Below are 19,876 nucleotides of genomic sequence, written 5' to 3' on the forward strand. Positions count from 1 at the left end.
TGGCCCGACACGTTCGCGAACCATCCAGCAGCGGGAGCAGACACAGTGTGGCACGGGGGCGGAATGTGGGGATGAAAAGGCGGTGGGTTTTGGCTGGGATGTTGTTGCGAACCGTCTACCCTTAGCTGGGGAGAAAGCAAAATCAATGCCTTGGCTTCAGCTAAGTCATAGGTTTTGCACGAGAGAAGGCGGTTTTTACAGCCCGGAACTTCCCCCTTCCTTAGAATATCTACCACTTAGCCGAAGCTAAGATGATGCCCGGGTGTTCGAGGCATCGGCGCAGAGTTGTTCGCGCAGAAATAGCATGGCAGAACTTCATCTATTTACAATTGGTTGAAAGACTGGAATTCATTGGAGTCGTAGAGGATGAACACAATCTGAGGAACGAGGTCAGCCGTGGAACACTCACAGCCGCCATTATGCTGCAATGTTTGAGCACGTTCGGAGCGGCACGGCTTCAAAGTTTACAGTAGCGTTTTTCTGCGCCTTAGCGCTTGGATATTTGGGCCTGCATATTGCGTATTCAAAGGGCCAACAGGATTCCGAGAAAAGCCAGGAGAGCTTCAACGTCGCATATGAAGCAAGCGACCGTGCTTATGGCCAGTGCCTGAGTAGATCCACTATTGATGAAGCGAGAGATTGCTACGAAGCAGCCTCCTTTCCGACTGCAAGCGAAATGCGCGAACAAAAGAATCTGAACGCCCAGCGGGAGATGGCTCAGTGGTCTTATTTGATGCTGATTGTAACTGTTCTCACTTTCACAGTCGGCGGAGTTGGTGTTGTTTTTGTGTGGTTCACCTTCAGGGAAACTAGAGCCACCGTTGATATTCTCAGGGCGGAGAATAGATCTTGGCTACTATTCATGGATTGCCATGCAATCACCTCTCAAAACATGACAAAAACAGATGAAAATGATAGCGAAAGAGTCGTTAGCATTATAAATAACGGAACTATCTTTGGTCCTGTATTTAAGGTATTTGGAAACAGCGCGATATTTAATCTTTCTGTGGTCACACAACATAAAATGCTTGATTACGAAAGCGCAATGCTAAACAAAAATATCCCCCTCTTTGATAATAACAAGTTTCCATTCGTAGAAAGAAGCGGCGTCATTGGGCCAGGTGTAACAGTACCTATAGGACAAGATATTTTGAACGACACAGAAACAGAGGCCCTCACCAAACAGACTCACGCTGCAATTCTTCACATGTATTTACGATATAAGAATGGCTCCAGTAAGGCTAAATGGTGCTATACTGAGGTATGCGTTTCTATTGTCTACAACGGCCAGGCCCACCGCTTGGAAGATGGTACTATATCTAATATCACCATGATCACTCCTGTCGGCCATCAAAATAATGCAACATAGTATTGCTGACTTCAACAATTTAGTGTTTCTTCAGTCGTCATCCCCGGCTTGACCAAGACAAGCAAAGCAACGTCGTTCCTCCGAGGATGACGAGGGTGGGAGGGAACAAATGATCGCGACGGCCATGATGGGCAGCGCTCTGGGCTAGCCTCAATCGCGCTTGATGGTCATCAGCACGTCCCACAGGTCGGCGCCGGTTGCCAACACGAGGGCATTGGCCTTAAAGCCGGTTTCCGCCTGTTTCATCGCGACCAGTTCGTGCGCCAGACTGGTTTCGGACTCGGTCATGCCGGGTGATGCGGCGGGCGCGGACGCGCCGGGGCCAGCCCTGGCAATGTTGCCCGCCGCCGTGAGCATGCGGTTCTGCTCGGTCTGCATGCCCGATAGCGCGGTTGTCATCATCGAGGAAATCGTCATCAGCCCTGCCCTGTACCCGTGAGCGGGCAGTGTCGCGCATGCGGCTTAGCAGAACCTTAAACCGGTCCCTGGCCTTTGAACGATTTGCGCAAGGGTCGCGGTCAGCCGGCACCCGGAACGCAAAAAGCGCCGGTTGCCCGGCGCTTTGAGGAACGCTTTCGAAGCAGCGTCACAATCTGCAGGTGCGGTTTATTCGCCCTTGGTCTCGTCAGCCGATGCTGCGGCTTCGGCTGCCTTTGCAGCCGCAGCTTCAGCGGCCTCGGCGGCTGACTTCTCGGCAGCCATGGCCTGTGCGGCTGCGACCTTCTCGGCCTCAAGGCGTGCCTTTTCCGCAACCACCGCCGCGCGCTCGGCGTCGTTGAGCTTGCGGGCGCGGGCGCCGGTGTTCTCGACGATACGGGCCGACTTACCGCGACGGTCGCGCATGTAGTAGAGCTTGGCGCGGCGAACGCGGCCACGGCGGACCACTTCAACGGCTTCAACCATCGGCGAGAGGACCGGGAACACACGTTCCACGCCTTCGCCGTAGGAGATCTTGCGAACGGTGAAGTTTTCGTTGATGCCGGCGCCGGAGCGGGCAATGCACACGCCTTCGAAAGCCTGCAGACGAGTCCGCTTGCCTTCCGTCACGCGCACCTGAACCCGCAGCGTGTCGCCGGCGGAAAATTCGGGAAGTTTGCGCGAAGCTTCAATCTTGGCGGCCTGTTCGGCATCCAACTGGGCAATGATGTTCATGGTCCTTGACCTTTCGTTCTTCTCAAACGGTCAGAGCGCTCTCATCTCGCCCCTTTGGACTTCCCTGGGGAATGATCCTGGAGGCTATGCCGGTGAAGGCAGAAGCGGGTTCACCATTCATTGTTTGGCAGGCACCGTAATTCACACGGCTGTCGGACTTTGCCGATCGCGGGCCAGATACACCATCGCCGCGGTTTTGTCACGCCCACTGTGACGATTTTGTTCAAGCCCGCGCCGAGCCTGCGCCACCAGATCCGCTGCATAGCCCGATCCAGCCCTGTGGACCAAATCCGCATCCTTCTTGTGAAACTGCAGCCAGCTGAGTGCTTTGTCTTGAACCCGCAGCGCTTGAATGCTTTAAGCACGGTCCTGTACCCCCTTCCTGTATCAAACTTTCCCGGCGTCCCATGTCCATTTTTGATGTATTGCTTCTTTTCTTCGCCGGCTTCCTGTCGAGCGTCGTCAACGCCATTGCCGGCGGCGGCACCTTCCTCACCTTTGGCGCCATGACGCTGACCGGCGTGCCGCCGATCATGGCCAACGCCACCTCGTCGGTCACCCAACTTCCCGGCTACATCACCTCGGCTCTGGCCTACCGCACCGAAATTCGCGAGGCCGGGCGCGAGGTCTGGCTGCTGGCCGGCCTGTCGCTGGTTGGCAGCCTTTTGGGCGCGCTGATTCTGGTGTCCTTGTCCAACCCCTCGTTCCGGTCGCTGGTGCCCTGGCTGCTGCTGGCCGCCACCCTGATCTTCGCCGCCGGTCCCTATCTCAGGCCGAAGACGCTGCATCCCGAAAAGCCGGTGTCACGGCTGGGGCTGGTCTTCCAGTTCATCACCTCGATCTATGGCGGATTTTTCGGCGCCGGCATGGGCATCATGATGCTGGCCGTGCTGGGCCTGACCAAGGGCGGCGATTATCACAAGCTCAATGCGTTGAAAAATGTCATTGCCGTGGTCATCGCCTTCGTCGCCATCGTGGTGTTCTCAAGCGGCGGTGTCGTTGCCTGGCTGCCGGCGGTGATCATGATTCCCGCCGGTGCTCTGGGGGGCTATGCCGGGGTCTGGGCGGCGCGGCGGGTGCCGCAATCGGTCATTCGCGCGGCCGTGGTCGCGGTCGGGCTGGGGTTGACCTGGTACTATTTCGCCACCTGATCCGGCTTCCGATCCGGCAGCGGATCCGTCAGCTCGAGCAGGTCCGGGCGGCGCGCCCGCGTCAGCGCGCGGGACTGGGCCTCGCGCCAGGCATCGATGGCCTTGTGATTGCCCGAAATCAGCACCGCCGGGATCTCGCGGCCTTCAAACACCTGCGGCCTTGTGTAGTGGGGATGTTCCAGCAGCCCGGTCTCGAAACTCTCATGCGTCCCCGAGGCGGCATTGCCCATGACGCCGGGCAGCACCCGAATCACCGCGTCAAGCAGCACCAGCGCCGCCGGCTCGCCGCCTGACAGCACATAATCGCCGACCGAGACTTCTTCCAGATTGCGCGCCTCGATCACCCGCTGGTCGACGCCCTCGAAACGGCCGCAGACAATCACCACGCCGGGACCATCGGCGAGGTCACGCACCCGCGCCTGCGTCAGGGGTTTGCCGCGCGGGCTCATCAACAACCGAGGCCGGGTGTCGCCGTCCGGGCTGACCGCATCGATCGCCGCCGCCAGCACATCGGGCTTGAGCACCATGCCGGCGCCGCCGCCAGCAGGGGTATCATCGACAGATCGGTGCTTGTCGTTGGCATAGTCGCGGATATTGACCGGCGCGATCTCCACGTCGCCGCGCTCGATCGCCCGGCCCGCCAGCGACTGGCCGAGATGTCCGGGAAACATCTCCGGATAGAGCGTCAGCACGGTGGCGCAAAACCTCATTTCGGACGCCTGCCGCCGACATCATCGTCCGGCGCCGTGCCGTCGTCGTCCCCCGTGTCGATCAGGCCGGCGGCAATCGGATCGACCAGGATCCGCCCGGCTTCGAGATCGACCTCCGGCACCGCGGCAAGAGTGAACGGAATCACCACCGGCTTCCTACCCTCGTCGCGCAGCTCCAAGAGGTCACCGCCCCCGAAATCGAGCACGCCGGAGACTTCGCCCCAGAACCGGCCATCCGCATCCCAGGCTTCCAGCCCCTCGAGATCAGCGTGGAAATATTCGCCATCGTCGAGATCCTCGTCGTCGAGGTTGGAACGGTCGATGAACAGCTCAAGGCCTTTGAGCGTCTCCGCCGCAGTGCGGTCGTTGATGCCACGGAACCGCACCACCACCACCGTCTTGGCAAGACGGTGATCGAGAATCTCGAACCGGCGGCCATCGCCGGTGTAGAGCGCGCCGTATTCGGCGATCGCCATCGGATCGTCGGTGAACGGCTTGACCCGCACCTCGCCGCGAAGCCCCTGCGCCGCGCCGACGATACCAATGAGAATGGGGTGCTCAAGCTTGGCCATGGACAACTCCGCTGCAGCGCTGCGCCTTCAATCGAAGGCACCAGAGCCGCTGTCCTATTCTAAGAGGATACAGGCATTGGTAAAGACCAACGCCAAACGGGCGGCATTACGCCGCCCGAACCCGGGGTGTCACGGGACGCTCCGGCATGGCGCGCATCATCGACAATGCGCGAGACGCCATCACGTCATTCGGCAGCCGCTTCTTCCGCAGGGGCTTCGGCCGGTGCAGCAGCCGCGTCGGCAGCGGCGGCGGCGGCATCGTCTTCCTTCTGCTTTTTCTCGGCGGCACGTTCCTGCGCCTTCTTGCCGGGCTTGCCCTTGTTCGGGTTGGAGCGGGCATCGCGGGTCATCATGCCGGCTTCGGCCATGAAACGGGCGACGCGGTCGGTGGGCAACGCGCCGTTGTCAAGCCAGTACTGGATGCGTTCCTGGTTGAGGCTGACGCGGGCGGCGTCGCCCTTGGCCAGCATCGGGTTCCAGTAGCCCAGACGCTCGATGAAGCGGCCATCCCGCGGGCTGCGCACATCGGCGGCGACAACGTGGTAATACGGACGCTTCTTGGAGCCGCCACGGGCCAGACGAATTTTCAATCCCATTTTCTTTTCCTTCGGTTTAACACATGTGTTGATGGGTGGTTGGGGTGTCTTCGGACGCTGCTCAGCGCCAGATCTGTATCGTCATTTCGCGCCCGCCTGCTTGTGGTGCTGGATGACTTCGCGAATGACGAATTCCAGGAATTTCTCGGCAAAATCCGGATCGAGATCGGCGGATCTGGCCAGCTCGCGCAGCCGGGCCACCTGCTCGGATTCGCGGCCAGGATCGGACGGCGGCAGATCGGCCGAGGCCTTGAGCGCGCCGACCGCCTTGGTCACCCGGAACCGTTCGGCCAGGATGTGGATCAGCGCCGCGTCGAAATTGTCGATCGACCGGCGGAATTCGGCAAGTTGCGTCATGGCGTCGGGTTTGCTGCTCATGTCTCCGCCCTCATTTCTTCTTCGGCAGGCCGGGAAGACCGCCCGGCAATTTGGACCCGCCAAGGCCTGGCAGTTTCGGACCGCCCAGACCGGGCAAACCACCGGGCAAACCGCCGGGCAAGCCGCCGCTGCCCATGCCCGGGAAGCCGCCCTTGCCAAGGCCCGCGGCCTCGGCCTGCTTTTGCAGCGCTTCGAGCTGCTTGGGGTCCATCTTCGACAGATCCGGCATGCCGCCCATGCCGCCGGGAAGCCCCATTTTCGAGGCCAGGCCACCCATCGCCGCGCGCATCATGCCGCCGCCCTTGCCCTTGCCGCCCATGGCTTTCATCATGTCGGCCATCTGCCGGTGCATCTTCAAAAGCTTGTTGATTGCCGCCGCATCGGTGCCCGAGCCCCGGGCGATGCGCTTCTTGCGCGAGTGCTTGAGCAGCTCCGGATTGGCGCGCTCGGCCTTGGTCATCGAGCCGATGATGGCGAGCTGGCGGGCGAATGTCTTGTCGTCCATGCCGGCCGCCGACATCTGGTCCTTCATCTTGCCCATGCCGGGCATCATTCCCATGATGCCGCCCATGCCGCCGAGCTTCTGCATCTGGGAGAGCTGATCGGCCATGTCGTTGAGGTCGAACTTGCCCGATTTCATCCGGGCGGCCATCGCCTGCGCCTTCTCGGCGTCGAAATTCTCCGACGCCTTTTCCACCAGGCTGACAATGTCGCCCATGCCGAGAATCCGGTCGGCAACGCGGCGGGGGTGGAATTCCTCCAGCGCGTCCATCTTCTCGCCCACGCCGATGAGCTTGATCGGCTTGCCGGTGACCGCCCGCATCGACAGCGCCGCACCGCCGCGGCCATCGCCGTCCATGCGGGTCAGCACCAGGCCGGTGATGCCGACGCGCTCGTCAAAGCTGCGCGCCAGATTGACCGCGTCCTGACCGGTCAGCGCATCGGCCACCAGCAGGATTTCGTGCGGTGTGGCGCGGGTCTTGATCTCGGCCATCTCGGCCATCAGGGCTTCGTCGATATGGGTGCGGCCGGCGGTATCGAGAATGACCACGTCGTGGCCGCCGAGTTTTGCCGCCTGCACGGCGCGGGCGGCAATGTCGGTGGGCTGCTGGCCGGCGATCACAGGCAGGGTGGCGACCCCGGTCTGCTCGCCCAATTGCCGCAGCTGCTCCTGCGCCGCCGGACGGCGGGTGTCGAGCGAGGCCATCAGCACCTTCTTGCGGTCGCGCTTTTCCATCCGCGCGGCAATCTTGGCCGATGTGGTGGTCTTGCCCGACCCTTGCAGGCCGACCATCATGATGACGACGGGAGCGGCCGCATTGAGATCGATCGGCACGCCTTCTTCGCCCAACAGCGCCACCAGTTCGTCGTGAACCAGCTTGACCACCATCTGGCCCGGCTTGATCGACTTGACGATCTCGGCGCCGACGGCCTTTTCGCGCACCCGGTCAGTAAATCCGCGCACCACTTCCAGCGCCACGTCGGCCTCCAGGAGCGCGCGGCGAACCTCGCGCATGGCTTCCGACACATCCTTGTCCGACAGGGCGCCGCGCCCGGTCAGGTTGTTGAGGATGGAGCCAAGCCGGTCCTGAAGATTTTCAAACATTGCGTCGTCCTGTATTTGCTGAATCGATCTCCAGCCCATATGGGGCGAGCATCACGCAAAGCCAAATGGCACCCGAGGGCGCATCGCGCTGTCGGGTGGTGACCTCCGGGTGCTCGGTTATGATGCTTGACCCTTCAAACCGATGCGGTTTGAAGAAAGGTTGCAAGCGACCACTGGAACCATCCCGGTCGGCGGCTCGGAGTCATGCTCGTCGCAGATTTGAGCGCGATAAACAGGAAAAACGGCCGTGAGTCAAGGTTTGTGCCCGCGCGAACCGCCCTGGCGGCGGCGATGCGATTGCAACCCGGTGCGAAAAGGGTAATCTGTCCTGGTCAGGGGGAGGAAATCATGGACCAGATTGCTGCCTATTCGACCGGCATGATCTCATTGCTGATATTCGTTCTTATCGTTCTGCTGCAATCGGCGCTGGTGGGCGCCGGCAAGGCCAAGGCCGGCCTGGTGCCGGGCAGCGATCCAGCTGCCGACTATGACAACGGCCTGTACCGGTTGAACCGGTCTCATCTCAATGGCGTGGAAATCATGCCGGCGGCAGGCATCGCCCTGTTTGCTGCAATTCTGACCGGGGTGTCGAGCTGGTGGGTCAATCTGTTGATGGCCCTGTTCCTGCTGGCCCGCATCGTCTACGTCGCGGTCTATGCCCGCAATGTCGGCAAGCCGGTTCAGGGCGTGCGCACCTTCGTCTATGTTGCCGGTTGGGCCATGCTGGTGGTGCTGTGCGTGATGGCGATCTTCAGGCTGATGTAAGCAACGCCGCGGCGTCCCGGCGGTTCAGCCGGCAATTTCGCGGCGGGCCAGATCGGCGAGAAACGCCGAGCGGGTCAGGCCGCGGGTGCGCGCCGTCGCATCCACTGCCGCGAGCAGCCCGGCATCCATGGTGATGTTGGCCTTGGTGGTGCGGCCCAAAAGCCGGATCACCGGCACGGCGAGCAGGAACGCGCCCTCCCTGAGGTCGCGCGCCACATCCGCATCGTCGCGCAGCGCCTCAAGTGTGCGGGCATCGGGCAGGACCTCCCCCTCCAGATGCAGCGCCAGCGCCTCGCTGGCATTGGCCAGCAGATCATCAAGTTCGTCAGCGGCGGAAGAACAGCCCGGCACATCGGGAAAATGAACGCCAAAGGCGCTGTCCCCGTCCTGATGCACGACACCTATGTAATGACGCATGATGAAACCTCGTTGTCAGTCGATCCAGCCGGCCTGTTTGCAAATGGCGCGGACGGTCCCGATCGGCAGATCCTTCTTCGGATGCGGGACAGTGACGATCCTGCCATTCTTTTTGAACTTGTGATGCGAGCCGGTGATTTTCACCAGTTCGAACCCGTCGCTCCTCAGGCGCCGGATGATCTGCCGACTGCTCCGCTCCCTCGGAACCGCTCCGCTGTGCGTATATATATGCGCCTATTGGAGCCAGAAATCAAGTTCGGCCAATTGCCCTCATCCATTCAAACTCCAGCATCTTCATCGGAAGGTCGCTCTCATTTGCACCAATCAATGCATCTACAAATGTCTGGAAAGTCAAAGCTGCCGTCGGTGGTTCGTGACGGCATATCCTTGCGGCGCACGCCATGGCGCACAGCCTTCCGGTCGTGCGCCGAGTTACAGTGACCGCCTTGCCTGCTCCCCTGGTTGGCGCGACGGCGGCAGGAATTTCAAGGCCGTGGTCCTTGAAATTGCCGTTCTCTGCCGCCATCATCTGGTATCGGTCCGGAGTTTGAAGGCAAAGAATGTATCCCAGTTACACAAGGTCAGAACGCGTGGCTGACGGCAGCATGCACGCCATCGGCGTCACCGGCGCGGTCATCGGCGCAATTGTGTTGTTGGTCTGGTCGGCTCCGGTCGCCTCGGCCTGGGAGATTGCGGCCATCTCGGTCTACGCGCTCACCCTGATTGCCACATTTTCGGCCTCGGCGTTTTATCACATGACCCCGTGGGAAAGCCTCCGTCCGGTTCTGCGCCGGATCGATCACGCGGCGATTTATCTCAAGATTGCAGGCACCTATACGCCGCTGGTGGTGATGATCGGCAGCGGTCTGGCCTATGTCGTACTTGGCGTTGTCTGGGCCCTGGCGGTGATCGGCATGGTGCTCAAGCTGGTGTTCTGGACCACGCCCGGCCAGTTTGGCCCCGCGCTGTATCTGGTCATGGGCTGGATGAGCGTCGTGCTGTTCTGGTCGTCGTGGACGGACCTGCCCATCGGCTACATCGTCGCCGGAGGCCTGCTCTACACCGTCGGCGTGGCCTTTTACGCCGCGAAGAAGATGAAATTTTCGAACGCCATCTGGCACGGATTTGTCATCGCCGCCTCCGCCTGCTTCTTCGTCGCAATCTCGCTGTCGGTGACACAGGACGGCTTGCTTTAGCGGCTTTTTCCGATACCTGTGAATATGGCAGATGCCCTGCGTTCTCGCCGGGTACGCGGACGCTAAAGGCAGACATGGTCAAGACACGCCCTGGTGCGATGAGATTTTGATTGAACCACATTGAACCAGCAAGGTTCACACCGCTCCGGGGTGATTTGAGGGCTGATCTGAAACGGGCTGTGCACCCCAAAGCCTGCTGCGATCCGTCGCCTAGAACGGCCAGACCCAGGCGATCATCGGCACGCCGACAAGGATCACCAGAACTTCCAGCATCAGGCCCATGCGCCAGTAGTCGCCGAAGCGGTAATTGCCCGGACCCATGATGATGGTGTTGTTCTTGTGGCCGATCGGAGTGAGGAAAGCGCAGGAGGCGGCCACCGCCACGCCCATCAGGAACGGGTCGGGGCTGGCGCCGATGGACTCCGCAACGGAGACCCCGATCGGGGCGGCAATCAGCGCGGTGGCGACATTGTTGAGGAAATCCGACAGCGTCATGGTGATGATCATCAACACGGCAAGCACGCCCCAGGCCGGAAGATTGGCGGTCTGGCTGACGATCAGGTTGGCGATCAGCTGGCTGCCGCCGCTGTCTTCCAGCGCTGCGGCGACGGGAATCAGGCAGGCCAGCAGCACGATCACCTTCCACTCGATCAAGGCGTAGAAATCACGGCCGCTGATGATGCCCAAGAGCAGATAGGCGACGACACACAGCCCCAGCGAGATGGCAAGCGAGGTCATGCCGATCACCGACAACCCGATCGCGGCCGCGAAGATGCTGATGGCCATGAGCGCCTTGGTCCGCTGCAGCACTTCGAGTCGCCGGTTTTCCAGCGCCAGCACGCCCAGCCAGTTGCTGGCCGCCGCAATGTTCTTGTCCGGTCCGACCAGCAGCAGCAGGTCGCCGGCCATGATCGGCAGGCCGCTCACCCGTTCGCGGAACCGCTTGCCCTGCCGCGAGATGCCGAGCAGCTTGACTCCATGCCGTTGGGTCAGCCGCAGGCCCTCCACCGAGCGGCCGACGACATTTGCATCTGCCGGCACGATCGCCTCGACCAGGCTCAGCGACTTGCCCATCAGGCCGTCATGGTCGCTGGTTTCGATGGCGTCCAGTTCGGCCGCCCCGATGAAGGCCTCGATCTGTTTCGGGTCGCCCTCGAGCACCAGAAAATCACCCTCGCGGACTTCGCGGGCCTGCGACAGGCCGGGCAGACGCTTGCCCTGCCGGGCCAGCCCGAGGATCGTCACGTCGGTCTCGTTGGCCGCCGGATAGAGTTCGGCCACGCTCATGCCGATCGATCTCGAGCCTTCCTTGACCCGGGCTTCGGCGATATAGAGCCCGGCATCCCCTTCCAGCGACATCGCATCGGCCCGCGCCGGAATCAGCCGCCAGCCGATGAAGGACACATAGACAATGCCGGCAAACGCCACGGCGAGGCCGACCGGGGCAAAATCGAACATCGAAAACGGGGCGCCGATGACGTCCTGGCGGTATTGGGCGATGACAATATTCGGAGGCGTGCCGATCAGGGTGATCATGCCGCCGAGGATGGTGCCGAAGGACAGCGGCATCAGCGTCAGCGACACCGCCCGCTTGGCCTTGCGCGCCGCATCCATGTCGAGCGACATCAACAGCGCCAGGGCGGCGACATTGTTGATGATTGCCGAGAGCACCGCGCCCACCACCGCCATGATGCCGATATGCACCGGCAAGGCCCGGTCGGGCTTGGTGACAAAGCGGGCGATGAACTCCACCGCGCCGGAATTCATCAGGCCGCGCGAGACGATCAGCACCAGCGCGATGATGACGACGGCGGGATGGCCAAAGCCGTGAAACGCCTCATCGGGCGCAATCAACCCGGCCATGACCGTCACCAGCAGCGCCACGAAGGCGACGAGATCATAGCGGAAGCGACCCCAGACCAGCATCCCGAACAGCACGAGAAGAATGCCAAAAAGCAAGATCTGGTCGGTGGTCATGAACAAGGTCCCGTTGCACGGCATGCCCGTGCACGCCTGCGACTTGGGTTGCATGGCCATCTGTGATGGTCAACCCGTTTTGCGGCACGCGCCGCCAGGATCGGCCAGACCGGGGCCCGTGACGCGGCCCCGGCCGGCCGTGCCGCTACCGGGCGAGATAGGCGTTGGTGTACCAGGACGAAACCTGCGGCATTTCGGTCAGTGGATCGCCATGGGCGTCACGCAGGATACCGGCCTCGAACAGAAACCCGGTGATGCCGGTGATGAGATCGGCGTCGATCAGGCCGACAGGTTCGCCGGCATCCCGGAGAAAGCCGCCATCAACCAGTGCCCGCATCGAGGCATGAACCAGATCCGGATTGGACAGCATGCCGCCCGTCTCTGCAATCAGGATATCGGCGGCTTCAGCGGGGTTGTCGGCGGCAAAGCCATAGCCGCGCTGCGCGGCCCTGACGAAAGCACCTGCGGTGTCGGCATTGGCAGCAAGCCAGGTGGCATTGCCGCCCAGAAAGGTGGTGTGCTGGTCCGGAACGCCGTAATCGGCATAGCTGAACGCCCGCTGCGGCCGGCCCAACAATTCGGAATTGACACCTTCCCAGGTGCTGACTTCGAGCGTGAAATCGACCGAGCCATTGGCCAACGCCTCATAGGCCGACGTGCCCAGTGTGACCGTATCGAAACGGCCCTCACCGCCATCGTGCCTGATGATCGAGGCAATCAGCGCATTTTCCCAGGCGCTGCCGAAACCGGCATAGATCTTCCCGTCAAGATCGGCGGGACGCCGGATGTCGTCGCGCTCGGCATTGAACACCAGCCGTCCGGTCTCGTGCTGCACCACCGCCAGCACCGCCGTCATGTCCGCGCCCATCGCGCGCTGACTGTGGAAGCTGACGGCGCTCAGGATGCCGAACTGGGCGACCCCGGTGGCAACCAGCGTGCCCGACGAGGTGTCGGTATAGGGCAGGATCTCGACATCGAGACCGGCATCCTTGAACCAGCCTTTTGACTGGGCGACATAGAGCCCGACATGGTTGGTGTTGGGCGTCCAGTCGAGCGCCACGGTGAGCTTTTCGGCAGCCTGTGCCGGCATCGCGGTGAGCAGGGCAAGTGCGGCAAGAAGATGTTTCATGATCAGTCTCCGGTTTGAGCAAGAAGGGTGTCGAGGAGCTGCGCCTCGAGCTGGACCGCCTCGGCAGAGGGCGCACGGCCAAGCCGCGGGCGCGGGCCGGGGACAGTGAATTCGGCGATGATCCGCGCCGGCCGGCGCGAAAACACATAGATCCGGTCCGACAGCGCCACCGCCTCGCGCACGTCGTGGGTGACCAGCACTGTGGTCCACTGCGCCTGGCTCCAGCGGCGCTCGAGCCAGCCCTGCATCTGCGCACGGGTGAGCGCATCGAGCGCGCCGAACGGTTCGTCGAGCAATTGCACCGCGCGCGCCTGCACGATGGTGCGCAACAGGGCTGCGCGCTGGCGCATGCCGCCGGACAATTGCGCCGGGTAATGATGCGCGAAGCCTTCGAGGCCGAAAGCGGCAAACAGCGGCATCACCCTGGACCGGGCCTCCGCGCGGGCAATTCCCTGCACTTCCAGCCCGAGAATGACGTTGTCGATAATCCGCCGCCACGGCATCAGCGCATCGCGCTGCGGCATGAAGGCGAAGGCCTGCGATGGGGCCGAGAGCGGTGCGTCATTGACCCGTATCGTGCCCCGATCCGGAACCAGCGCACCGGTGAGCAACCGGAACAGGCTGGATTTGCCGCACCCGGACGGCCCGAGGATCGACACGAATTCGCCGTTGGCCACATGCATCGAGATATCCGCAAGCACCGGCGTGCCGCCCAGTGTGAGAGAGACCCTGGCGATGTCGAGCGCGCTCATGGCGCCACGCCTGCAAAGCGCCAGCCCAGAACCATGCGGTGCAGCAGCGCGGTGGCGCCGAACAGCGCCAGCGTCAGCAGCGAGCTGATCACCACGGCGGCGAGCATCAGATCGGGGCGAAAACTGTTCTTGGCGTTGAGAATGACGATGCCGAGGCCGGCCCGGGCGCCGACATATTCGGCAAATATTGCCGCCACCACCGCATAGGTGATCGAGATCCGGAGCCCGGCAAAGAAATAGGGCATCGCCGAGGGAAACCGGGCACGGCGAAAGATGCTCCACCGCGAGGCCCCCATCGAGCCGAGCAGCGCCTCGATGTCGGGTTCGGTGGACTCATAGCCATCGACCAGCGCCACCAGCATCGGGAAGAAGGTAACCAGCCCCACCAGCAGGATCTTCGGTGTCAGTCCGAAGCCGAACCACAGCACCACCAGCGGCGCAATCGCCACCAGCGGCAGGGTCTGGCTGATGACCAGCACCGGAAACACCGCCCGCCTCAGCCGCGGAAGAAAATCAATCAGCAGCGACAGCACAAACGCCACCGAAACGGAGAACGCGAAGCCGGTGAGCGTTGCCTGCAGCGTCGGCAGAGTGTTGGCCCACAGTAGCTCCCGATGGGCAACAATCTGCCCCGCCACCCGCGAGGGCGCGGGCAGCACCAGCGCCGAAATGCCCGACAGCCGGACATAGAGCTCCCACACGGCCAGAGCCGAGAGCACACTGAGAAGGGTCGGCAGGCTGTGAGCAAGCCTTGCCGCCGGCGCACCGGACGGAGAATGAGCCATCGGATCAGCGGATCGAGGGGCTGTTGGCCGAAACCGTCAGATCGATGGTGACATGGCCCTGCGGCGGACCGAACTGGCAAAAGGCTTGTTCCAGCGTGGCAAACACCTGTCCCGAATCGCCGATCAGCCGTGTACAGAAATTCTTCGCGCGGTCAAAACAGCCGCTTGATTTGAGAAAATCGATGCACCCCATGATTTCGGACATGTGGTCGCCGGCGCCCATCACATAGAGCGAGAACTGCGCCCGGGCAATCTCGCCGCAATCAGGCGCTTCGGACAAGGCCGCAAGCGCGGACTGTTGCCGGCTTTCAAGCGGTTCGGATGGATTGGCCAGCGCGCCGGTCTGGCAGATCGGATCATCCGGCTCGCCGGGGCATCCGCGCGACAGCGTGGCGCGCAGCACCACGTGAGCCCGCGATGCGGCGGCGGCGACATAGAGATCGCGCAACGCCGGAAACAGCACTTCCGGCGGGCCGACAATCAGCGTCGAGATATCATCGGTCTCGATTCTGAGCCGCTCACGGTAGCGATCAAGCGCCGAAAGCGACGACACGATCACGTCGACGAACCCGTCGGTCATGGGATAAAGGGAGACTTGCGCGCCTGCGAACATCTTGGTTCCTCCTTGCTACGCTGGCATGATCCAGATCAGCTTCGAGGGTACGTGGGCTTGGCGCCCACATCTCAGCCGCGGCTCTACGCGGCACCCCTGTGGTGAGGCGTATTCAACAGGCTTCGGATTGAAATGCAAGGGCTTTTGCCGGGAGACCGGACAATATATTTTGCGAACATGACAAAACGCAGCGCCGGACCAGGGTTGGCCAACGCTGCGTTTGACTCTTGATCCCGTTTTGCCGGCGACGGGATCAGTGCTTGCGCGCCGGACCGATGTAGGAAATTTTCATCGAGCCCGAATAGGCGTTCATCTTGGCGCCGAACAGGGCGTGGTCCCTTTGCGCCAGATAGGAATATTGCACGCCGTGGCAGCTCAGCATCGTGATCTTTCTGAATCCCGAGCGGCGCAGATTTTCATAGCCGGCGCGGCAATCCTTGCGCGAGACCTTGACGACTTGGTTCTTGCGCGGCGTGCGGTGATCGCGAATATTCTGCTGCTTGGAAACCCGGTGGTCGCGAACTTTGTGCTGTGTCGTGGTGCGATGATCGCGGACGCTCACCTTTGTGGTGGCGCGGTGATCCTTGACGATGTGGGACAGATCGCTCGCCTGAACCGAGGTCTGTGTCAGAACGCCAACCAGAGTGGCGGCGGCGAGGGTGAGAATGGATTTGGTCAACATGGTGTGCTCCGTCGGTGTGTGTTTCAATGTCCTCACCATGACCGGCGCCGCTTGAACCGGTTCTGAAGCCGCCATTCATGACCGGTTCATGCAGCCGACCCGCCGGCCAGGGGTAACGAGCCGCTGCCGGTCAGACTTGATCCTTAGCCGTTATGGACCATATTCTGATGATGAAACGCCGCTCTTTTCTCAAATTTTCCGCACTCGCCGCCCTGCTCGGCATTACCGGATCGGGGTCCGCAATGGCATTGGCCCGCACCACCAACCGCTATCATTCCGGCCCCGTGAGCGATCATTTCGACGGGGTGCGTTTTTTCAATCCCGATGGCGCCGCCCCCAGGGGGTTTTCCGATCTGCTGAAATGGAAATTCGGCGGGACCCAGGTGCGCTGGCCCGCGGCCGTGCGGAGCCCCTTCGCACCGGCAAGGCCGGAACCAAGGATCGAGGGCGACCAATTGCGCGTCACCATGGTCGGTCATGCCACCATGCTGATCCAGACTGCGGGGCTCAATATCCTGACGGATCCGGTCTGGTCGGACCGCGCCAGCCCGCTGGCCTTTGCCGGGCCGAAGCGGGTCACCGCGCCGGGCATCGCGTTTGAAGACCTGCCGGAGATCGATCTGGTGCTGCTGTCGCACAATCATTATGACCATCTTGATCTCGTCACCCTGGCGCGGCTGCGGCTGGCGCACAACCCGCTTGTCATCACACCGCTCGGCAATGACAGGATCATCAAGGCGCATGTGCCGACGATGCGGGTGATCACCGGCGACTGGGGGGATGCGATCAGGTCCGGCCCGGCAACGGTGCATGTCGAGCCCTGCCACCACTGGTCGGCGCGCGGCGTCAATGACCGCTCGATGGCGCTGTGGGCGGCCTTCGTGCTTGAAACCCCGGGTGGCAAGATCCTGCATATCGGCGACACCGGCTTCGACAAGGGCCGGCCCTACCAGAATGCCCGCGACCGGCACGGCAAGTTCCGCACCGCGATCCTGCCCGTCGGCGCCTATGAGCCGCGCTGGTTCATGAAGGATCAGCACCAGAGCCCGGAAGAGGCGATCGAGGGCTTTTTGCTGTCGGGTGCCGATTACGCGCTCGGCCATCACTGGGGCACGTTCCAGCTCACCGATGAGGGCCGCGAGGCGCCGGAGCAAGTGCTCTATGCCAAACTCGTCGAGAAAGGTGTGGCGAAAGACCGGTTCCGGCCCTTGCATGTCGGCGAAGCCTGGGATCTGCCGCCGGCGGACTGAGGCGGCCCGCGCCCATTCCCGCACTGGTAATCAGGGCAGTTTTCCGCCATATAGGCCGCAAACGAGAGAACAGGTGTGTGCCATGTCGATGGTTCCTTTTGCCAGGATGAACGGACTGGGCAACGATATTGTCGTCATCGACATGCGTGGCCGCAGCGATGCCGTGACGCCGGAAGCCGCCATCGCACTGGCGAGCGGCGACAAGACCGGTTTCGACCAGATCATGGCGATCCACGACACCAGCCTCGACGGTGTCGATTACCGCATCGACATTCTCAACCGCGACGGCTCCCGCGCCCAGGCCTGTGGCAACGGCACCCGCTGCGTGGTCCAGGCGCTGGCATCGGAGACCGGACGCAAGAGTTTTACCTTCAAGACCCTGGCCGGGATACTGACCGCCGAGGAACATGACGACGGCTTGATTTCGGTTGACATGGGGCGGCCGGAATTTGCCTGGGACAAGATCCCGCTGGCGGAAGAATTCCACGACACCACGCGGATCGAATTGCAGATCGGCCCGATCGAGGCGCCGGTGCTGCATTCGCCCTCGGTCATGTCGATGGGCAATCCGCACGCCATTTTCTGGGTCAGGGACGATGTCTGGTCCTATGATCTCGAGCGCTTCGGGCCGCTGCTGGAAAACCATCCGGTCTTCCCCGAGCGCGCCAACATCTCGATTGCCCGGGTGATGAGTGACACGACGCTGGATCTGAGAACCTGGGAACGCGGCGTCGGATTGACCCGCGCTTGCGGATCAGCCGCCTGCGCCGCCGGTGTTTCGGCCGCACGCACCGCCCGCACCGGACGACAGGTCACTGTCAATGTGCCCGGCGGCCCGCTCCGGATCGAGTGGCGCGCCGACAATCATGTGATCATGACCGGCCCGGCGGAATGGGAGTTCTCCGGCCGGGTTGATCCGCTGTCCGGAGACTGGCAGGCCGACGAGGTGGTTGCGTGAGTGGTGTCCGCGTTCTCACCTTCGGCTGCCGGCTCAACACCTATGAATCGGAAACCATGCGCAAGGCGGCCGAGGAAGCCGGCCTCAACAATGCGATTCTGGTCAACACCTGCGCAGTGACCGCCGATGCGGTGCGCCAGGCCCGCCAGACCATCCGCCGCACCCGGCGCGACAACCCGCACGCCCGCATCGTCGTTTCCGGCTGTGCCGCCCAGACCGAACCGGAGACCTTTGCCGCGATGGAGGAGGTCGACGCGGTGATCGGCAATGACGACAAGGCGCGCGTCTCGACCTATCGCAAGCTGCCCGATTTCGGCGTGTCGGAAAGCGAGAAGATCCGCGTCAACGACATCATGTCGGTGCGCGAGACCGCACCGCAGATGATCGAGGCGGTGGAGGGCCATGCCCGCGCCTTCGTCCAGGTTCAGAACGGCTGCGACCACCGCTGCACCTTCTGCATCATTCCCTATGGCCGCGGCAATTCGCGCTCGGTGCCGATGGGCGAAGTGGTCGCGCAGATCGAGAAACTGGCCGGCAATGGCTATCAGGAAGCCGTCATCACCGGCGTCGACGCCACCAGCTATGGCGCCGATCTGCCCGGCAGTCCGACGCTCGGCACATTGGCCGCCACCATCCTGAAACAGGTGCCTGAACTGAAACGGCTGCGGCTGTCGTCGATCGATTCCATCGAGGTCGACGCCACGCTGATGGATCTGATCGCCACCGAACCGCGCTTCATGCCGCATCTGCATCTGTCGCTGCAGCATGGCGACGACCTGATCCTCAAGCGGATGAAGCGGCGGCATAGCCGCGACGACGCGATCAAGTTCTGCCGGCAGGTGCGGGACTTGCGGCCCGGTTTCGCCTTCGGCGCCGACCTGATTGCCGGGTTTCCGACCGAGACCGAAGAGATGTTCGCCCGCTCGCTCGACATCATCGAGGAGTGCGGGCTGGCGTTTCTGCATGTCTTCCCCTATTCGCCGCGCGAAGGCACCCCGGCGGCGCGGATGCCGCAGCTTGATCGCGGGCTGATCAAGGCCCGCGCGGCGCGATTGAGAGACCGCGGTCAACAGGCCTATGATGCCCACCTTGCCGCCATGGCGGCGGCAGGTCAGCTTCATTCCGTGCTGGTCGAGTATTCCGGCCTGGCGCGAACCGAAAACTTCACCCCGGTGGTTGCGTCCGGTGCGCCAAAAGGCCAGATGGCTCTGGTACGGGTCAATGGCCGGGACGGGGATCATCTGACCGGCGACCTGGTTTGTGCGGCAGACGCTCCACGGCAAACGGCAGACCGCGCCGCAGGCTGATATCGAAAAGGTACATGACGCGCATGGCGTTCAACTTCATCAAAAAGGTTTTCTCCTTCGGCAAGGACAAGCAGGACGCGCCGGCGCCGGACATCGCGGCCGAAACAGCGGTGCCGGCGGACGACCTCCCGCCAGCTGCGGCAGAGGCCGCAGCGGACACCGCCGGCCAGGCGCAACCCGCACCAGCAGCGCCGGCGGGCGACGGACATGCCGGCGAGCCGCCGATCCACAGCGAGCCCGTCGACGAAGGCCCGGAAGACGGGCTGACCCCGGACGAATTGTCTGCTGACCCGGCCATCGCACCTGTCCCCGACGGGCTGCCGCAACCCGCATCGCACGACGCAGCGGCCCCTGTGGACGACTCGCAGGTTGAGCCGCAACCCGTTCACACCGAGCCGGTGGAGGAAGGCCCCGAGGACGGGTTGGCTCCGGACGCCTTGTCCGCCGATCCGGCCATCGCGCCTGTCCCGGAACAGATCGCTGAAGCAGTGCCTGAGCCTGAGCCTGAGCC

General features: G+C 62.6%; 22 protein-coding genes, 1 pseudogene and 1 riboswitch. Of the genes and pseudogenes, 8 read left to right on the plus strand and 15 right to left on the minus strand.

Annotation, left to right across the window (positions count from 1 at the left end):
• Window positions 1–427: 427 nt before the first annotated feature.
• Window positions 428–1,369, plus strand: coding sequence for a hypothetical protein (locus tag PZ897_RS05085; protein WP_275750496.1), 942 nt, complete (start codon window positions 428–430; stop codon window positions 1,367–1,369).
• A gap of 150 nt (window positions 1,370–1,519) precedes the next feature.
• On the opposite strand, the gene PZ897_RS05090 is transcribed toward PZ897_RS05085, so the two are convergent.
• On the minus strand, window positions 1,520–1,786 hold the full coding sequence (locus PZ897_RS05090) for a flagellar basal body rod protein (protein WP_275750498.1): 267 nt from the start codon (window positions 1,784–1,786) through the stop codon (window positions 1,520–1,522).
• Between the two features lie 189 nt (window positions 1,787–1,975).
• Window positions 1,976–2,521 (minus strand): 50S ribosomal protein L19, encoded by a 546-nt coding sequence (gene rplS / locus PZ897_RS05095; RefSeq protein WP_275750499.1) that lies wholly within the window; start codon window positions 2,519–2,521, stop codon window positions 1,976–1,978.
• A gap of 407 nt (window positions 2,522–2,928) precedes the next feature.
• Between rplS and PZ897_RS05100 the strand changes: the two genes are divergently transcribed.
• Window positions 2,929–3,672, plus strand: a complete 744-nt coding sequence (locus PZ897_RS05100) for a sulfite exporter TauE/SafE family protein (RefSeq protein ID WP_275750501.1) — start codon at window positions 2,929–2,931, stop codon at window positions 3,670–3,672.
• Here PZ897_RS05100 and trmD read toward each other — a convergent pair.
• From trmD to ffh, 5 genes are all read right to left on the minus strand, one after another.
• The gene (gene trmD / locus PZ897_RS05105) at window positions 3,657–4,382 is read right to left on the minus strand and encodes a tRNA (guanosine(37)-N1)-methyltransferase TrmD (RefSeq protein ID WP_275750502.1); all 726 of its coding nucleotides are present in this window, start codon (window positions 4,380–4,382) and stop codon (window positions 3,657–3,659) included. The two genes, PZ897_RS05100 and trmD, sit on opposite strands and share 16 nt — an antisense overlap.
• Entirely contained in the window at window positions 4,379–4,954 is a 576-nt protein-coding gene (rimM, locus tag PZ897_RS05110) for a ribosome maturation factor RimM (protein WP_275750504.1), read from the minus strand. Before rimM ends, trmD begins: the two co-directional genes overlap by 4 nt.
• 185 nt (window positions 4,955–5,139) lie before the next feature.
• On the minus strand, window positions 5,140–5,550 hold the full coding sequence (gene rpsP, locus PZ897_RS05115; RefSeq protein ID WP_275750506.1) for a 30S ribosomal protein S16: 411 nt from the start codon (window positions 5,548–5,550) through the stop codon (window positions 5,140–5,142).
• Window positions 5,551–5,631: 81 nt separating this feature from the next.
• Window positions 5,632–5,928: a chorismate mutase gene (locus PZ897_RS05120; RefSeq protein WP_275750508.1), complete on the minus strand. Its 297-nt coding sequence runs from the start codon at window positions 5,926–5,928 to the stop codon at window positions 5,632–5,634.
• Window positions 5,929–5,938: 10 nt separating this feature from the next.
• Window positions 5,939–7,534: a signal recognition particle protein gene (gene ffh / locus PZ897_RS05125; protein ID WP_275750510.1), complete on the minus strand. Its 1,596-nt coding sequence runs from the start codon at window positions 7,532–7,534 to the stop codon at window positions 5,939–5,941.
• A gap of 348 nt (window positions 7,535–7,882) precedes the next feature.
• Here ffh and PZ897_RS05130 point away from each other — a divergent pair, with 348 nt between their 5' ends.
• Complete coding sequence (locus PZ897_RS05130) at window positions 7,883–8,299, plus strand: MAPEG family protein (protein ID WP_275750512.1); 417 nt, start codon at window positions 7,883–7,885, stop codon at window positions 8,297–8,299.
• A gap of 24 nt (window positions 8,300–8,323) precedes the next feature.
• Here the strand turns inward: PZ897_RS05130 and PZ897_RS05135 are convergent, their stop codons facing one another.
• Together PZ897_RS05135 and PZ897_RS05140 are read right to left on the minus strand one after the other, a co-directional pair.
• Window positions 8,324–8,716 (minus strand): type II toxin-antitoxin system HicB family antitoxin, encoded by a 393-nt coding sequence (locus tag PZ897_RS05135; RefSeq protein ID WP_275750513.1) that lies wholly within the window; start codon window positions 8,714–8,716, stop codon window positions 8,324–8,326.
• A 15-nt stretch (window positions 8,717–8,731) separates the two neighbouring features.
• Entirely contained in the window at window positions 8,732–8,944 is a 213-nt protein-coding gene (locus PZ897_RS05140; protein WP_275750531.1) for a type II toxin-antitoxin system HicA family toxin, read from the minus strand.
• A 362-nt stretch (window positions 8,945–9,306) separates the two neighbouring features.
• On the opposite strand from PZ897_RS05140, the gene PZ897_RS05145 reads away from it, so the two are divergent.
• Entirely contained in the window at window positions 9,307–9,912 is a 606-nt protein-coding gene (locus PZ897_RS05145) for a hemolysin III family protein (protein ID WP_275750515.1), read from the plus strand.
• A 210-nt stretch (window positions 9,913–10,122) separates the two neighbouring features.
• Here PZ897_RS05145 and PZ897_RS05150 read toward each other — a convergent pair whose 3' ends face one another.
• The 6 genes from PZ897_RS05150 to PZ897_RS05175 form a co-directional block, all read right to left on the minus strand.
• Window positions 10,123–11,889 carry an SLC13 family permease gene (locus PZ897_RS05150; protein WP_275750517.1) on the minus strand — a complete coding sequence of 589 codons (1,767 nt, stop codon included), beginning with the start codon at window positions 11,887–11,889 and terminating at the stop codon, window positions 10,123–10,125.
• 145 nt (window positions 11,890–12,034) lie between these two features.
• Complete coding sequence (locus tag PZ897_RS05155) at window positions 12,035–13,018, minus strand: ABC transporter substrate-binding protein (protein ID WP_275750519.1); 984 nt, start codon at window positions 13,016–13,018, stop codon at window positions 12,035–12,037.
• 2 nt (window positions 13,019–13,020) lie between these two features.
• The gene (locus PZ897_RS05160; RefSeq protein ID WP_275750521.1) at window positions 13,021–13,770 is read right to left on the minus strand and encodes an ABC transporter ATP-binding protein; all 750 of its coding nucleotides are present in this window, start codon (window positions 13,768–13,770) and stop codon (window positions 13,021–13,023) included.
• Window positions 13,767–14,555, minus strand: a complete 789-nt coding sequence (locus PZ897_RS05165) for an ABC transporter permease (RefSeq protein WP_275750523.1) — start codon at window positions 14,553–14,555, stop codon at window positions 13,767–13,769. The genes PZ897_RS05160 and PZ897_RS05165 overlap by 4 nt, the downstream gene beginning before the upstream one ends.
• Before the next feature lie 4 nt (window positions 14,556–14,559).
• Complete coding sequence (locus PZ897_RS05170) at window positions 14,560–15,168, minus strand: YkoF family thiamine/hydroxymethylpyrimidine-binding protein (RefSeq protein WP_275750525.1); 609 nt, start codon at window positions 15,166–15,168, stop codon at window positions 14,560–14,562.
• Window positions 15,163–15,276, minus strand: a riboswitch (TPP riboswitch). Its footprint overlaps the gene before it by 6 nt.
• 145 nt (window positions 15,277–15,421) lie before the next feature.
• A complete protein-coding gene (locus PZ897_RS05175) occupies window positions 15,422–15,850 on the minus strand; it encodes a hypothetical protein (protein WP_275750526.1) in 429 nt (142 codons plus the stop codon).
• 170 nt (window positions 15,851–16,020) lie between these two features.
• Between PZ897_RS05175 and PZ897_RS05180 the strand changes: the two genes are divergently transcribed.
• From PZ897_RS05180 to PZ897_RS05195, 4 genes and pseudogenes are all read left to right on the plus strand, one after another.
• Window positions 16,021–17,100 carry an MBL fold metallo-hydrolase gene (locus PZ897_RS05180; RefSeq protein WP_275750532.1) on the plus strand — a complete coding sequence of 360 codons (1,080 nt, stop codon included), beginning with the start codon at window positions 16,021–16,023 and terminating at the stop codon, window positions 17,098–17,100.
• Window positions 17,101–17,182: 82 nt separating this feature from the next.
• Complete coding sequence (gene dapF, locus PZ897_RS05185; protein WP_275750528.1) at window positions 17,183–18,058, plus strand: diaminopimelate epimerase; 876 nt, start codon at window positions 17,183–17,185, stop codon at window positions 18,056–18,058.
• A complete protein-coding gene (gene mtaB / locus PZ897_RS05190; RefSeq protein WP_275750529.1) occupies window positions 18,055–19,365 on the plus strand; it encodes a tRNA (N(6)-L-threonylcarbamoyladenosine(37)-C(2))-methylthiotransferase MtaB in 1,311 nt (436 codons plus the stop codon). The genes dapF and mtaB overlap by 4 nt, the downstream gene beginning before the upstream one ends.
• A gap of 14 nt (window positions 19,366–19,379) precedes the next feature.
• Window positions 19,380–19,876 (plus strand): annotated as a pseudogene (locus PZ897_RS05195) (hypothetical protein); the annotation flags it as partial.

This window comes from Hoeflea sp. YIM 152468, from assembly GCF_029210485.1.
Taxonomy (GTDB): domain Bacteria; phylum Pseudomonadota; class Alphaproteobacteria; order Rhizobiales; family Rhizobiaceae; genus Hoeflea.